The organism is Actinomadura macra NBRC 14102 (assembly GCF_001552215.1).
GTDB lineage: Bacteria > Actinomycetota > Actinomycetes > Streptosporangiales > Streptosporangiaceae > Spirillospora > Spirillospora macra.
Map to the genome: position 1 here is coordinate 63,997 of NZ_BCQT01000027.1, position 14,094 is coordinate 78,090.

The 14,094-nt window shown below is 72.5% G+C and carries 11 protein-coding genes and 2 riboswitches; of the genes, 8 read left to right on the forward strand and 3 right to left on the reverse strand.

Annotation, left to right across the window (positions count from 1 at the left end; genetic code table 11):
* The first annotated feature begins 118 nt into the window (after positions 1-118).
* The 3 genes from ftsR (at position 119) to AMA02S_RS36255 (ending at position 2,420) form a co-directional block, all read left to right on the forward strand.
* Positions 119-850: a transcriptional regulator FtsR gene (ftsR, locus tag AMA02S_RS36245; RefSeq protein ID WP_067468338.1), complete on the forward strand. Its 732-nt coding sequence runs from the start codon at positions 119-121 to the stop codon at positions 848-850.
* Positions 851-992: 142 nt separating this feature from the next.
* The gene (locus tag AMA02S_RS36250; protein ID WP_067468341.1) at positions 993-1,463 is read left to right on the forward strand and encodes a bifunctional nuclease family protein; all 471 of its coding nucleotides are present in this window, start codon (positions 993-995) and stop codon (positions 1,461-1,463) included.
* Positions 1,464-1,814: 351 nt separating this feature from the next.
* The gene (locus AMA02S_RS36255; RefSeq protein ID WP_218005242.1) at positions 1,815-2,420 is read left to right on the forward strand and encodes a MerR family transcriptional regulator; all 606 of its coding nucleotides are present in this window, start codon (positions 1,815-1,817) and stop codon (positions 2,418-2,420) included.
* A 58-nt stretch (positions 2,421-2,478) separates the two neighbouring features.
* On the opposite strand, the gene AMA02S_RS36260 is transcribed toward AMA02S_RS36255, so the two are convergent.
* The gene (locus AMA02S_RS36260; protein ID WP_067468552.1) at positions 2,479-4,977 is read right to left on the reverse strand and encodes a lysylphosphatidylglycerol synthase transmembrane domain-containing protein; all 2,499 of its coding nucleotides are present in this window, start codon (positions 4,975-4,977) and stop codon (positions 2,479-2,481) included.
* A 281-nt stretch (positions 4,978-5,258) separates the two neighbouring features.
* A riboswitch (glycine riboswitch) is annotated at positions 5,259-5,354 on the forward strand.
* Positions 5,355-5,466: riboswitch (glycine riboswitch) on the forward strand.
* A 61-nt stretch (positions 5,467-5,527) separates the two neighbouring features.
* Here AMA02S_RS36260 and gcvP point away from each other — a divergent pair.
* Entirely contained in the window at positions 5,528-8,401 is a 2,874-nt protein-coding gene (gene gcvP / locus AMA02S_RS36265; RefSeq protein WP_067468555.1) for an aminomethyl-transferring glycine dehydrogenase, read from the forward strand.
* A 300-nt stretch (positions 8,402-8,701) separates the two neighbouring features.
* Positions 8,702-9,844 (forward strand): tetratricopeptide repeat protein, encoded by a 1,143-nt coding sequence (locus tag AMA02S_RS36270; RefSeq protein ID WP_067468344.1) that lies wholly within the window; start codon positions 8,702-8,704, stop codon positions 9,842-9,844.
* Positions 9,845-9,873: 29 nt separating this feature from the next.
* Here the strand turns inward: AMA02S_RS36270 and AMA02S_RS36275 are convergent, their stop codons facing one another.
* Positions 9,874-10,299 (reverse strand): PPOX class F420-dependent oxidoreductase, encoded by a 426-nt coding sequence (locus AMA02S_RS36275; RefSeq protein ID WP_067468346.1) that lies wholly within the window; start codon positions 10,297-10,299, stop codon positions 9,874-9,876.
* 57 nt (positions 10,300-10,356) lie between these two features.
* Here AMA02S_RS36275 and AMA02S_RS36280 point away from each other — a divergent pair, with 57 nt between their 5' ends.
* A complete protein-coding gene (locus AMA02S_RS36280; RefSeq protein ID WP_067468349.1) occupies positions 10,357-10,971 on the forward strand; it encodes an alpha/beta hydrolase family protein in 615 nt (204 codons plus the stop codon).
* 98 nt (positions 10,972-11,069) lie between these two features.
* Here the strand turns inward: AMA02S_RS36280 and AMA02S_RS36285 are convergent, their stop codons facing one another.
* Positions 11,070-11,273: a DUF5999 family protein gene (locus AMA02S_RS36285; protein WP_067468352.1), complete on the reverse strand. Its 204-nt coding sequence runs from the start codon at positions 11,271-11,273 to the stop codon at positions 11,070-11,072.
* 391 nt (positions 11,274-11,664) lie between these two features.
* Here AMA02S_RS36285 and AMA02S_RS36290 point away from each other — a divergent pair, with 391 nt between their 5' ends.
* Both AMA02S_RS36290 and AMA02S_RS36295 read left to right on the forward strand, forming a co-directional pair.
* Positions 11,665-12,393 (forward strand): (Fe-S)-binding protein, encoded by a 729-nt coding sequence (locus AMA02S_RS36290; RefSeq protein ID WP_067468355.1) that lies wholly within the window; start codon positions 11,665-11,667, stop codon positions 12,391-12,393.
* A 152-nt stretch (positions 12,394-12,545) separates the two neighbouring features.
* A complete protein-coding gene (locus AMA02S_RS36295; RefSeq protein WP_067468558.1) occupies positions 12,546-13,955 on the forward strand; it encodes a lactate utilization protein B in 1,410 nt (469 codons plus the stop codon).
* Positions 13,956-14,094 lie beyond the last annotated feature (139 nt).

Sequence of the window (14,094 nt, forward strand, 5' to 3'; positions counted from 1 at the left end):
AGGCCGCCGGTCGGCGTACTTGCCGTTGGACCCCTCCGGAGACACCATTGACGGGATCGCCCGCCCGCCGCCGGGCGGCGGAGGGGGGCACGGGGTCGCGGCCACGAGGGGAGGGGCCATGAACGCGCAGCCAGCCCGGTCCCTGATGACGATCGGGGACGTGCTCGGCCTGCTCAGGCCCGACTTCCCCGACATCACGATCTCCAAGATCCGGTTCCTGGAGTCCGAGGGCCTGGTCGAACCGCAGCGCAGCCCGTCCGGCTACCGCAAGTTCGCCTCCTCCGACGTGGAGCGGCTCCGGTTCGTGCTCACCGCGCAGCGCGACCACTACATGCCGCTGCGCGTGATCCGGCAGCATCTGGAGGCCCGGGACCGCGGAGAGGCGGTCCCGCCGCTCGGCGCCCGCCGCGCCGGATCGGGAACGGAGCCCGCCCGCCGCCCCCGCACGCTCGTGGCGGCCGACACGACCGCGGACGAGCCCGCCGTCCGGTTGACCCGCCGCCAGCTCCTGGACGGGGCCGGGATCGACGAGGAACTGCTCGCCCGGCTGGAGGAGTACGGCCTCGTCCGCCGTACCGGCGCCCACTATCACGGCGAGGATCTCGCTATCGCGCGCGTGGCCGCCGCGCTCGGCGGGTTCGGCTTCGAGGTCCGGCACCTGCGGGCCGTGAAGGCGGCCGCCGACCGCCAGGTCGGGCTGATCGAGCAGATGGTCGCTCCCCAGCTGCGCCGCCGCAGCCCCGTCGCGCACGAGCAGGCCGCCGAGACCGCCCGTGAGATCGCCGCGCTGTCGGTGCGGCTGCACGCGGCGCTCGTCTCCACCGGACTCCGCGAAAGCCTCGACCCCTGATCATGCGGGCCGTGGAGTATTTTGCCGCCCCGGCCGTGCCACGGGGTGTCCGATGCGGGGTGTACGTTGGCTACATGGTTCGGTCAGGAATCGGTCCGGCGCACGTGGTGACCGAGACAGCGAGAACCAGCAGGGAGCCGCAGTGAAGCAGATGGAGGTCGTCGGCGTCCGGGTCGAGATGCCCTCCAATCAGCCGATCGTCCTGTTGAAGGAGACGGAGGGCGACCGGTACCTGCCCATCTGGATCGGGGCGGTCGAGGCGACCGCGATCGCCTTCGCCCAGCAGGGTGTGCTGCCCGCGCGGCCCCTCACCCACGACCTGTTCCGCGATGTCCTGGACGCCCTGAGCGTGCAGCTGCGCACCGTGAACATCACCGCTCTGCGCGAGGGGATCTTCTTCGCCGACCTCATCTTCTCCAACGGCGTGGAGGTGAGCGCCCGCCCCTCCGACTCGATCGCCCTGGCGTTGCGCACCGGCGCCACGATCTTCGCGAGCGAGGACGTCCTGGAGGAGGCCGGCGTCGCCATTCCCGACGAGCAGGAGGACGAGGTCGAGAAGTTCCGCGAGTTCCTCGACACGATCTCCCCCGAGGATTTCGGTCGGGCCGGCTGACCGCCGGCCGACGGACGGCCACGAGAACGATCACTCTGCGTGCTGGGGTAATTTGTTCGAGTTTCGTGGGATATGTCACTCTGGGGTGCAAGGTCATGCCCCGCCGCGATTGGTCTTGCATTGCCCTGGACCTGGCCGTTTCCGATGGGCGACGATCGGGGTAGGAGTGCGGTGACGGCGAAGGTGTGTAGTTTGCCCACGTGAAGCCGGTTCATCCGGGCATGCGACGCGCCGACGGTGAACGTTGACCACGCCCTGACCGGCACCTACCGTGCTGGTGGAACACCCGTGGTGTAATTCGTCAAACCCCCTTGACGAAGCGCCACGGGCTGATAGAAGCCGGAGGTCCGCGTGGCGGTGAGCAGCGGCGAGGGCAAGGCGACCCCCGAGAGGCAGATGGCGTCCCGGCGTGCCGGAGAGCAGGGCCTGCTCTTCGACACCCAGGTGTCGGTGCCACCGGAGGATGTCGGCTACCGCGGCCCGACAGCGTGCGCCGCGGCAGGGATCACCTACCGGCAACTCGACTACTGGGCGCGCACGCGGCTCGTGGACCCCAGCGTCCGCGCCGCGCACGGATCGGGCAGCCAACGGCTCTACAGCTTCCGCGACATCCTCGTGCTGAAGGTGGTCAAACGCCTCCTCGACACCGGCGTCTCGCTCCAGCAGATACGCACGGCGGTCACGCACCTGCGCGACCGGGGGGTCCAGGACCTGGCGCAGATCACCCTGATGAGCGACGGCGTCAGCGTCTACGAGTGCACGTCCGCGGACGAGGTCGTCGACCTGCTCCAAGGCGGGCAGGGCGTCTTCGGCATCGCGCTCGGACGGGTATGGCAGGAGGTCGAGGGGAGCCTCGCCGAACTGCCCGGCGAACGCGCCGCCACCGATGACGACGACACCTGTGAGCACCCGAACGACGAGCTCGCCAACCGCCGCCGCGCCCGCCGCACCGGCTGAGCCGCACCGGTCGAAGCCAGATCGTCCCTGACGTCCAGCCTGTCTCTCGGCACGGCCCTCAGAGTGCCTCTTTGCGCTGTAGGTAGGCGAACGCCGCCCAGCCCGGCAGCACCGGAAGCCACAACGTCAGCAGCCGGTACAGCAGCACCGCCGACGTCGCCGTCTCCGCCGTCAGCCCCGAGATCGTCAGCGCCAGCGTCAGCGCGCCCTCGACCGCGCCCAGCCCGCCCGGCGTCGGCGCCGCCGACCCCAGCGCGTTCGCCGTCAGGAACACCACCACCACCGACGTCCAGTGCAGCGACCCCCCGAACGCACGGATCGACGCGTCCAGGCACAGCACGAACGCCACGGTGAGCAGCAGTGTCCCGCCCATCCCGGTGGCGAGCTTCCTCGGCGACTGCAGCACGTCCACCAGCCGCGGCACCACGCCGGAGAACATGCTCTTCATCCGGGACGTGACGACGCGGCGCACCTTCGGGACGGTCACGGCCAGCCCCGCCACCAGCCCCAGCGCGAGCACCGCGATGACGATCGTGCGGGACGGCGCCAAGTCCTGGGTGGCCTTGTTGGCGGAGCCGGTGAGGAAGCCGAAGAGGATCAGCAGCAGGATGTGCGTGACCATCCCGACCAGTTGCGACGCGCCGACGCTCGCCACCGCCGGCCCCGGCCGCACGCCGGAGCGCTGCAGGTACCGGGTGTTGACCGCCACGCCGCCGACGGCGGCGGGCGCGACCAGCTTGACGAACGACGCCGCGACCTGGGCCAGGACCGTCCGCCACAGCGGCAGCCGCTCCGGCACGAAGCCCATCAGCATGAACGCCGCCGCCAGGTAGGTGAGCACCGCCGCGCCCAGCGCGACCGCGACCCACCACCAGGTCGCCGTCGAGACCAGATGGCCGATGTCCAGGCTGCCGACCTGCGGGATCACGATGTAGGCGGCGATCGACAGCGCCACGATGCTGAAGATCGTTCGAGGCCGGAACCGCTCCAGCCGGACGGGTGCGGTCTCCGTCTCCGGCTCCAGCTGGACGATCTGCTCCCGGATCCGGGTCAGCAGGTCCTTGTGCTGCCGCAGCGTCGTCCGCGTCGCCCGCGACAGCGCCACCCGCTGCAGCAGCGGCACGGCCCCGGCGAGGACCTCCTCGCCCAGCACGGCCGCCGCCGTCCGGACGGCCCGCTCCGGCCCGGCCCGCAGCGCGAGCGTGGTCAGCAGCTGCGCCAGGTCCAGCCGCAACGCCAGGTCACCGGCCGCGATCTCTCCGGAGTGCAGGGCGGTGACGTAGGCGCGGCCGTCGTCACCGACCAGGACGGCGCCGTCCTCCAGACGCCGGTGCGCGAGCCGCCCGGCCTGTAGCCGCCGGAACTGCCGCCACACGTCCGACAGCAGCCCGTCGGTGATCTCCTCGCCGGGAACGTCGCCCAGCCGTCGCCCCGGCACGTACTCGTAGGCGAGCAGTGCCGCCTCGGTACCGACCTCCGACGTGCCGGCCAGCCGCGGCGTCCGGACCCCCGCCGCGTCCACGGCATAGGCCATGAGCGACTCCTGCTCCAGCGAGCGGCGCAGCGACCGCAGTGCCCGGACCGTCGTCGTGCCGCGCAGCCGCAGCAGCCGCCACACCCGGTAGAGGACCCCGGCGGTCTGCTGGTCGCGGTCCAGCACCCGCACGTCGAGGTGCCACTCGCCGCGGCGCGGCGGGACGCGGGCGGGGCGGCCGCCGGACGGAGCGGACGCCAGGACGACGCCGTAGCGGCGGGCCTCCTCGGTGCCGCCGCCCTCGGTGCCGCCGATGCGCGCGGCGCGCTCCGGCCGCATCCCGAGCCGCTCCAGCGCCGCCACCACCGCCGTCCCGGACGGCCGGGGGTTCGGCGTCCCGACCGCGTACAGGGTGCCGTGCCCGATCGCCCGGCCGAGCAGGTAGGTCGCGGCGAGCGCCGCGACCGAGGCGTAGGACGCGGTGAGCCCGGTCAGCGCCGCCAGCCCGATCATCGTCCAGGTCGCGGCCTGCCAGCGGATCCGCCCGGCCATGCCGACCGCGCTGACGAACGCGATCACCGGTGCGATGTCGGTGTGCACGGGCGCGGTCGCGGTGCCGCCCCAGATCAGCGAGTCCAGCACACCGCCGGGTGCGGACGGCACCACCAGGTCGTCCAGCCCGATCGTGATCAGGAACGCGATCATGGCGGCCAGCAACGCGATGGCGACGCGCATCCCGTCTTTATGGAACAATCGTTCGATTGCAAAGGCCACCGGTACGGCCAGCACCCCGAAGCTGGACGCCAGCGTCGCCAGCGAGAGCAGCAGCCGCGGCGCGTGCGCGGTGCCCTCGGCGATGTCGGTCTGCAGACCGTGCGTCGTCTGCTGTGCGATCGACACCAGCAGCATCACCACCGCCAGCAGGGCGCACGAGGCCGCGAACCGGATCGCGTCCGCGGGGCGGCGGATCCGGTCGGGCCGGGCCGGCTCGTCCACGGGCACGCCCGCGCCGCCCGCGGTGGCGCCCCGGCCGGGGCGCGCCGCCTCGCCGCGGGCCGGTGTCACTCCGGTCGGCCGCGTCATGCCGTGCCGCCGCACTGGCCATCCGTCATCGTGATCAGCGTCCCAGACCGGGCGGCGCGCCGTCGAGCGGGAGCCCCGCCACCGGCCGCGCGCGCCTCCACCCGAGTCCGCCGCCCTTCTCCGCCCTGGCCCGCGGCCCGTCCCGTCCTCGCGGGCCGTGCTCATCGTACTGGTCGGTACGCGCACGGCGACCCAGGTCACCGGGGTGCCCGCCCGATCTTCGTGGGGCCGGGACGGTCGGGTGGGGCGATCGTTGGGTAGGGTTTGCCCAGACATGCCGTCGACCCTGGGCGGGAGAGACCTCGCGCAAGCCGGTGCGGGGCGCCGAAGGGGCAACCTCCCCGGAACCTCTCAGGCAAAAGGACCGCCCGGGCGAGGCACCTCTGGAAAGCAGGCGTCGATCTCCCCACCTGGGGAAGGACGGCTCACCGAAGGGGAAACCCCGCCGCGCGGGTGAAGCTCTCAGGTGCCGATGACAGAGGGGGAGACCGGCCGCCGGCCCGCGCCGGCGGTGGCCCTGAGCGACCGCAGCAGCCAGGAGGCTCTCCCCATGACAGCCCAGTTCTTCGCCCCGGTGGCCTCACCGCAGCACCCACGGTCCGTCTTCGCCGACCGGCACATCGGTCCCTCACCGGACGACCAGGCGAGGATGCTGGCGGCGATCGGCTACTCCGGCGCCGAGGCGCTCATCGACGACGCGGTCCCGGCCGCGATCCGCACCGGCCGTCCTCTGGACCTGCCGCCCGCGCTGAGCGAGACCGCAGCGCTGGCCCGCCTCCGCGAACTCGCCGCCCGCAACACCGTCCTCACGTCCATGATCGGACTGGGCTACCACGGGACGATCACCCCGGGGGTGATCCTGCGGAACGTCCTGGAGAACCCGGGCTGGTACACCGCCTACACGCCGTACCAGCCGGAGATCTCCCAGGGCCGCCTTGAGGCCCTCCTGAACTTCCAGACCGCCGTCAGCGACCTCACCGGGCTGCCGGTCGCCAACGCGTCCATGCTGGACGAGGCGACCGCCGCCGCCGAGGCGATGGCGCTCGCGCACCGGGTGTCCAAGCGCAAAGCCCCGGGAACGTTCCTGGTCGACGCCGACGCGCTCCCGCAGACGATCGAGGTCATCCGGACTCGCGCGATCCCGCTCGGCATCGAGGTCGTCACCGCCGACCTGTCCGGCGGTCTGCCCGAGGGCGACTTCTTCGGCGTCCTGCTGCAGTACCCGGGCGCGTCCGGTGCCGTCCGCGACCTGGAGCCCGTCTGTGTCCAGGCCCACGAGCGCGGAGCCAAGGTGGTCGTCGCCGCCGACCTGCTCGCCCTGACGCTGCTGCGCCCGCCGGGCGAGTCCGGCGCCGACATTGCGGTGGGCTCCGCCCAGCGGTTCGGCGTTCCCTACGGGTTCGGCGGCCCGCACGCCGGCTATATGGCCGTCGGCGAGGGAATCCAGCGGCAGCTCCCCGGACGGCTCGTCGGCGTGTCCGTCGACGCGGACGGCGCCGCCGCCTACCGGCTGGCGCTGCAGACCCGCGAGCAGCACATCCGCCGCGAGAAGGCCACCAGCAACATCTGCACCGCCCAGGTGCTGCTCGCCGTGATGGCGAGCATGTACGCCGTCTACCACGGCCCCGAGGGCCTGGCCGCCATCGCCCAGCGGGCCCACCGCCGCGCCGCCGAGATCGCCGCCGGGCTCCGCCGCGGCGGCGTCGAGGTCGTGCACGGCTCCTTCTTCGACACCGTTCTCGCCCGCGTCCCCGGGCGGGCCGCCGCCGTCGTGGCCGCCGCCCGCGAGCGCGGGATCAACCTGCGTCCCGCCGATGCCGACCACGTCGCGGTCGCCTGCGACGAGACCACCCTGCCCGCGCACGTCACCGCCGTCCTGGAGGCGTTCGGCGTCCCCACCGACGGTACCGGCGCCGACGAGGCGATCCCGGGTGCGCTGCGCCGCGAGAGCCCTTACCTGACCCATCCGGTCTTCCACGCGCACCGCTCCGAGACCGCCATGCTGCGCTACCTGCGCCGGCTCCAGGACAAGGACATCGCGCTCGACCGCTCCATGATCCCGCTCGGCTCCTGCACGATGAAGCTGAACGCGACCACCGAGATGGAGCCGATCACCTGGCCGGAGTTCGCCGACATCCACCCGTTCGCGCCCGTCGAGCAGGCCCGGGGGTACCTGGAGCTGATCGGCGAGCTGGAGGACGCGCTGGCCGAGATGACCGGCTACGCCAAGGTCTCCGTCCAGCCCAACGCCGGCTCCCAGGGCGAGCTGGCGGGCCTGCTCGCCATCCGCGGCTACCACGCCTCCCGCGGTGACGGGCACCGCGACGTCTGCCTCATCCCGTCCTCCGCGCACGGCACCAACGCCGCCAGCGCCGTCATGGCCGGGATGCGGGTCGTCGTCGTCCGGTGCGACGACGGCGGCAACGTCGACCTGGACGACCTGCATGCCAAGATCGCTGCGCACGGCGACCGGTTGTCGGCGATCATGGTGACCTACCCGTCCACCCACGGCGTCTTCGAGGAGACGATCACCGACGTCTGCGCCGCGGTCCACGAGGCCGGCGGCCAGGTGTACGTGGACGGCGCCAACCTCAACGCCCTGGTCGGTCTCGCCCGTCCCGGCGAGTTCGGTTCGGACGTCTCGCACCTCAACCTGCACAAGACCTTCTGTATCCCGCACGGTGGCGGCGGCCCGGGCGTCGGTCCGATCGGTGTCCGCGAGCACCTGGTGCCGTTCCTCCCGAACCACCCGCTCCGCGACGAGGCCGGCCCGGGCACGGGCGTGGGCCCGATCTCGGCGGCCCCGTGGGGTTCGGCGGGCATCCTTCCGATCTCCTGGGCGTACATCGTGATGATGGGCCCGGACGGCCTCCAGGCCGCCACCGAGGGCGCGATCATCGGCGCGAACTACCTCGCCGCGCGCCTCGCGCCGCACTACCCGATCCTCTACACCGGCCGCAACGGTCTCGTCGCCCACGAGTGCATCGCCGACCTCCGCAAGATCACCAAGGAGACCGGTGTCACCGCCGAGGACGTCGCCAAGCGGCTCATCGACTACGGCCTGCACGCCCCGACCCTGTCCTTCCCCGTCGCCGGGACCCTGATGATCGAGCCCACCGAGAGCGAGGACCTGGCGGAGCTCGACCGCTTCTGCGACGCCATGATCGAGATTCGCCGCGAGATCCAGCGGGTGGCCGACGGCGGCTACGACGCCGACGACAATCCCCTCAAGAACGCCCCGCACACCGCGAACTGCCTGATCTCCGATGACTGGAAGCACCCGTACACGCGCGAGGAGGCCGCCTACCCCCTCCCAGCCCTCCGTGACTCCAAGTACTGGCCCCCTGTCCGCCGCATCGACCAGGCGTACGGCGACCGCAATTTGGTCTGCTCCTGCCCGCCCCCCGGAGCCTTCGAAGACTGACCTGCTCGGTCTTTCGAGCCCGGCCGCGCTCCGGCGGGCGTCCGTCAGTCGTTGAGCAGCCGTCATACGGTGAGGGCCACCCAGGCCCGCGCTGGTCGGCGGGTTCGGTGTCTCTCTGACACGGTGGTGAGCGAATAGGCCGGGCCAGAGAAAGAGGCTGTTCCACTGCCAGGCCCTAACCACCGACGAGGCCCGACTTCGGCATGTTTGGCAAATACCCTCTGGGGGTCGCTCCCCCAAAAAGCGGCGAAGGGTCGCTAGGCTCTGTGCGGACCCCGACCCCCAGAGGGCAGAAGAGCGATGAGCGAGCCCGCGGATCCCTTGTCCGCATCCGATGATCCGGCCCGGTTGTGCGAGAAGGCGCGGACGCTCGCCGAGAACGGCGAAGCCGACCGGGCCGCACTGCTTTTCGAAGAGGTGCTCGCCCGAGGCGACACTCCGCACCGGGCGCAGGCCGCGCTCGGGCTCGCGGTCGTTCTGGACGACGCGGGGGACGTGGTGCGGGCTCGGGAAGCCGACCGGGTCGCGATCGCCTCCGGTGATCCCGAGTACGGTCCCCGCGCCGCCTACCACCTGGCGCTGACCCATGAGCGCGCAGGAGAGCACGAGCAGGCGGCACCCGCTTGGCGGGTCGTGGTGGATTTCGCGAATCCCGCCTACCTGCCGCCCGCGCATCTCGCACTCGCCAGGCTCGCCGACGACGCCGACGACTTCGACACCGCCCGGAGCCACTGGGAGGCGGTGATCGCGACCGGCGACGCCGGGTACGGGCCGCCCGCCGCGCACGATCTCGCGCAGCGGCTGCTGGAGCGCGGTGAGCCCGCACGGGCGCAGCGGATCCTGACCGCCGGGCTCAAACTGATCGACCGCGACAGTGCCCCGTACGCGTACGCGCGGCTGGCGGTCGCGCTCGGGATCTCCTATCTCGACCAGGCGATCGGGGCGTTCGGTGCCTCCCTCGGCGATCCGGCCGACCCCGCCGACCCGGAGGTCGGGCCGCTGGCGACCGAGCTGCTGGCGCGTACGCTGCCGTTGCGGGGACGTGGCGCCGAGGCGGGGGAGGTGTGGCGTCGCGGTCTCTCCGACCCCGGGGTCGCCGGGCAGGTCCGCGCCCGCCTGCGCCGCGACTTCGGCGGCGAGGACGAGGACGGCGACCCCGCCGACCTGTGGTGGGAGCCGGTGGTCGAGCAGTCCGTCACCGACGGGACGCTCCCCGCGCTCGCGGGTGAGGCGTTCGGCGCGCTCGACCACATGTACGCGCTGTTGGCCGTCCGGTACGCCGACGGACCGGGGGAGCGGCGGCCCGGCGAGACGCACGAGGTCCTCGGGAAGGCCGTGCGCGTCCCCAGCGACTACGCCTGGGGGCCGCTGCTGCACGAGAGCTTCGCCGAGCGGCTGCGTCTCGCCATGGGCACCTCGGCCCCGAACTGGCCCGAAGCCTGACCCGATCCGCCGCGTGACCCGACCCGTGGTCAGGTGGCGATGGCGCGTTCGGCGATCACCTTCGTGACGCGGGCGCGGACGAGGTACTCGCCCGGGACGCCGTTGCGCTCCCCGTACTCCTCGGCCCGGCCGGCGCCCATGTAGCGGGCGCCGATCACGGTCGCCCAGTTGCGTACTTCGGCGACGTCCTCGATCAGGGACGCCTCGGCGTAGAGCATCACGTACGAGTACGGCGGGGTCTGGTCGTCCACGCAGACGCACAGGCGCGGGTCGCGGGACAGCACGCGGCCCTTGATGCTCTGCCCGTGGGTGGTGAACAGCAGGTCGTCGCCGTCGAGGACGAACCAGATCGGCGTGACGTGCGGCGTCCCGTCCTTGCGGGTGACGCCCGCCTTACCGGTGCGGGTCCCCTCCGAGGCGAAGGCGCGCCATTGACTGTCGGTCATCTTCTCCATCGCTCCAGTCTGCCCCGCGTGATCACCCGGCATGTCGGACGGGCTACGGTGACCTGCATGGACATCGCGACGGCGCACGGGCCGGCCGAGGTGACGATGGACGCGCCGGACGACCCGGCGTTCCTGCTGGTGCTGACCCACGGGTCGAACGGGGGAGTGGAGGCCGCCGACCTGCTGGCCGTCCGGAAGGTGGCGCTCGGCCTCGACGGCGCCGTCGCGCGGGTCATGCAGCCGTTCCGGCTCGCGGGCCGCCGGGCACCGGGCCCGGCCGCCAAGCAGGACGAGGCGTGGCTGGAGATCGTCCGGGCGGTGCGGAAGCCGTTCGGTGGCGTTCCGCTGATCCAGGGCGGACGCAGCAACGGGGCGAGGGTCGCCTGCCGGACGGCGCGGGCCGCCGGAGCCGCCGGTGTGGTCGCGTTGGCGTTCCCGCTGCACCCGCCCGGCCGTCCGGAGAAGACGCGGGTGGAGGAGTTGCGCGGAGCGGGGGTGGAGGTTCTGGTCGTCAACGGAGACCGGGATCCGTTCGGCGTCCCGGACGCGGCGGACGCGGCTCAGATCACGGTGCTGGCCGGGGAGCGTCACGCTCTGGACCGGGACCCGGCGGCCGTGGGCGGGGCGGTGGAGCCATGGCTTCGCCGATGGGCGGGCCGTCCTGCGCGGACGGCCGGGTAATGACACCTCTGGGCCCGGTGCGGGCCCAGAGGTCATGGGCAGGTGTGCGTGCCCCCGCGGATGATCACCCGTTCGAACTAGTCCCCCGTGGAGACTGGCTAGGCGGCTGACGGAGCCTGAAGGTCCGTCGGCCGGTGCGGTGCGATGATTCCCCCGTCGGGCAGCAGCTCACCGGTGTCCTCGAAGAGCACGACGCCGTTGCACAGCAGGCTCCACCCCTGCTCGGGGTGGGCGGCCAGGGTGCGCGCTGCGTCGCGGTCAGGTGCTTCGTGGGAGGGACAGGGCGGCTGGTGCGGGCACATCGGCGTGCCTCCGGTCTCAACTACTCGTTGGTGGCGGTGCTTTTCCTTATTGACGCACCCCAGTGTGGATCGGTTCGTCTCCACCGGCCATAGCCCGTTGGGACGGTTGTCCCTTGGTACCGAAGTACCGGAGGAGTGTGACTCGCCTCACCCCGAAGTGCCAGGCATAGCGTGCCTGGCGGTCGATAACGGACGGAGAACGACACGCCGTCCAATCGGCAAACGTTCCATCGGGTGCGATCGTCGTGATCGGACGGCCCGGTTCTGGCCAGGCGGGTGCGATCGTTTCCCCCGGACGTCCCGGTCCGGGCCCCTACGATGTCCCACGGGAGCGGGGCCGGTGTCCCAAGGGGCGCGGGCATCCGCAAGGCGTCTTGGGGGTGGGGCCGCTATGCGCGTTGCGCTGTTCGTCGCGTGCTTCGACGACGCGATGTTCCCCGCGACAGGCAAGGCCGTGACGACCCTGCTGGAACGCCTCGGGCACGAGGTCGTCTACCCGCCGGGTCAGACGTGCTGCGGCCAGGTCCACTGGACGACCGGCTACCACCGTGAGGCCGCCGTCCTCGCCCGCGCGTTCACCAATACGTTCGAGGCGTGCGAGGTCGTGGTGACGCCGTCCGCCTCCTGCGCCGCCGCCGTCCGTCACGCCTACCCGCGGATCGCGCGGACGGTCCGGGACCCGGCGCTCGCCCGCGCCGCGGAAGGGCTGGCCGTCTACGAGCTGACGGAGTTCTTGGTGGACGTCCTCGGTGCCGCCGACGTCGGCGCCTACTTTCCCCACCGCGTCACCTACCATCCCAGCTGCCAGTCCACGCGGACGCTCGGCGTCGCCGACCGGCCGCTGCGGCTGCTGCGCGCGGTGAAGGGCCTGGACCTGGTGGAACTCCCCGAGGCGGGGGAGTGCTGCGGGTTCGGCGGTGCGTTCGCGATGAAGAACGCGGACGTGTCGGTCGCGATGGTGGCCGACAAGGTCCGGCACGTCCGCGACACCGGCGCCGACGTGGTGTGCGCGGTCGACAACTCGTGTCTGGCCCACATCGGCGGCGCGCTGTCGCGGCTGCGCGGCGGCGTGCGATTCATGCACCTTGCCGAGATCCTGGCCGAGACGGGGCCGACGTGACGACCTCCTCCCCCGGAAGGACGCCCCCCACCGGAAGGACGCCCTCGCCCGCCGGGACGAGCGTCCCGGCGGGCATCGGGACAGGTGACCCGGTGCGCGCCGGGGCGAGCGCCCGGAACTCGGGTACGACCCGTGAGCCCGTGCCGCTGCCCATGCCGAAGTTCGCCACCGCTGCCCGCGCCGCGCTCGCCGACACCCGGCAGCGCCGCAACCTGCGCGGCGCCACCGCGGCGGCGCGGGGCCGGACGTCCGCCGCCGTCGGCGAGCCCGCCGACTGGGAGGCGCTGCGCGAGGCCGGCCGCGCGATCAAGGACGAGACGCTGCTCGGCCTCGACACCCACCTGGAAGAACTGGAGCGGGCGGTCACCGAGGCGGGCGGCACCGTGCACTGGGCGGCGGACGCGGCCGAGGCCCGCCGCATCGTCACCGGCCTCGTCCGGGCGACCGGCGCGGCGGAGGCGCTGAAGGCCGCGTCGCTGGCCGCCCGCGAGATCGGACTGAACGACGCGCTCGCGCGGGCGGGGATCACCGTCCGCGAAACGGCGCTGGCCGACCTCGTCGTCCAGCTCGGCGAGGACGAGCCCTCCCATCTGCTGTCGCCGGCCGCGCACCGCGATCGGGCGGAGATACGCGAGCTGTTCCTGCGGGAGATGCCGGGCGCACCGCCCGATCTGTCGGACGATCCCGCGGCGCTCGTCGCGGCGGCCCGCGCGCACCTGCGCGGCAGATTCCTCGGTGCGCGTGTCGCGATCACCGGCGCCAACTTCCTGGTCGCCGAGACGGGCACGGTGGTGCTGCTGGAGTCGGAGGGCAACGGCCGGATGTGCCTCACCCTTCCCGAGACGCTGATCACCATCGCCGGGATCGAGAAGGTCGTCCCCACCTGGACGGACCTGGAGGTGTTTCTCCAACTCCTTCCGCGTTCCTCGTCCGGTGACCGGATGACGCCTTATGTCTCGTCCTGGACGGGTGTGGCCCCGGGTGACGGGCCGGCGGAGTTTCATCTCGTCCTGCTCGACAACGGCCGTACCAGGGCATTGGCCGACGAGATCGGCCGGACGGCACTGCGCTGTGTCCGTTGTGCGGCCTGCCTGAACGTCTGTCCGGTCTATGAACGCACGGGTGGTCGGGCGTACGGCCCGGTGTATCCGGGCCCGATCGGCGCGATCCTCACCCCGCAGATGCGCGGCGTGGAGAGCGCCGCCGACGCGTCGCTGCCGTACGCGTCCACGCTCTGCGGCGCCTGCGCGGACGTCTGCCCCGTGAAGATCGACATCCCGGACGTCCTGGTGCACCTGCGGGGGAAGGTGGTCGAGTCACGGCGCCGTCGCCCCGTCCCCACACCGGAGCTGCTGATGATGCGCGGCCTCGCCTGGACGATGGGCGACGCGCAGCGCTACGAGACCGCGCTCCGGCGCGGCACCCGTTGGGCCCGGCTGCTGTCGCGCGGCGGGCGGATCAGGCGGCTGCCGGGCCTGCTCGGCAAGTGGACCGAGGCACGCGACCTGCCCGTCCCGCCGTCGGAGAGCTTCCGCGCCTGGTGGCGACGGAGGAGCTCATGACGCTGCGACGGAGGAGCTCATGACGCTGCGACGGAGGAGCTCATGACGCTGCGACGGAGGAGCTCATGAGCGCCGTGACGGAGGAGCTCATGAGCGCCGTGACGGAGGAGCTCATGACGCTGCGACGGAGGAGCTCATG

Excerpts from the sequence above, each read along its gene's own strand:
- ftsR (WP_067468338.1), top strand. The coding sequence starts at position 119 with ATGAACGCGCAGCCAGCCCGGTCCCTGATGACGATCGGGGACGTGCTC.
- AMA02S_RS36260 (WP_067468552.1), bottom strand. The coding sequence starts at position 4,977 with ATGACGCGGCCGACCGGAGTGACACCGGCCCGCGGCGAGGCGGCGCGC.
- gcvP (WP_067468555.1), top strand. The coding sequence starts at position 5,528 with ATGACAGCCCAGTTCTTCGCCCCGGTGGCCTCACCGCAGCACCCACGG.
- AMA02S_RS36270 (WP_067468344.1), top strand. The coding sequence starts at position 8,702 with ATGAGCGAGCCCGCGGATCCCTTGTCCGCATCCGATGATCCGGCCCGG.
- AMA02S_RS36275 (WP_067468346.1), bottom strand. The coding sequence starts at position 10,299 with ATGGAGAAGATGACCGACAGTCAATGGCGCGCCTTCGCCTCGGAGGGG.
- AMA02S_RS36280 (WP_067468349.1), top strand. The coding sequence starts at position 10,357 with ATGGACATCGCGACGGCGCACGGGCCGGCCGAGGTGACGATGGACGCG.
- AMA02S_RS36285 (WP_067468352.1), bottom strand. The coding sequence starts at position 11,273 with ATGTGCCCGCACCAGCCGCCCTGTCCCTCCCACGAAGCACCTGACCGC.
- AMA02S_RS36290 (WP_067468355.1), top strand. The coding sequence starts at position 11,665 with ATGCGCGTTGCGCTGTTCGTCGCGTGCTTCGACGACGCGATGTTCCCC.
- AMA02S_RS36295 (WP_067468558.1), top strand. The coding sequence starts at position 12,546 with ATGCCGAAGTTCGCCACCGCTGCCCGCGCCGCGCTCGCCGACACCCGG.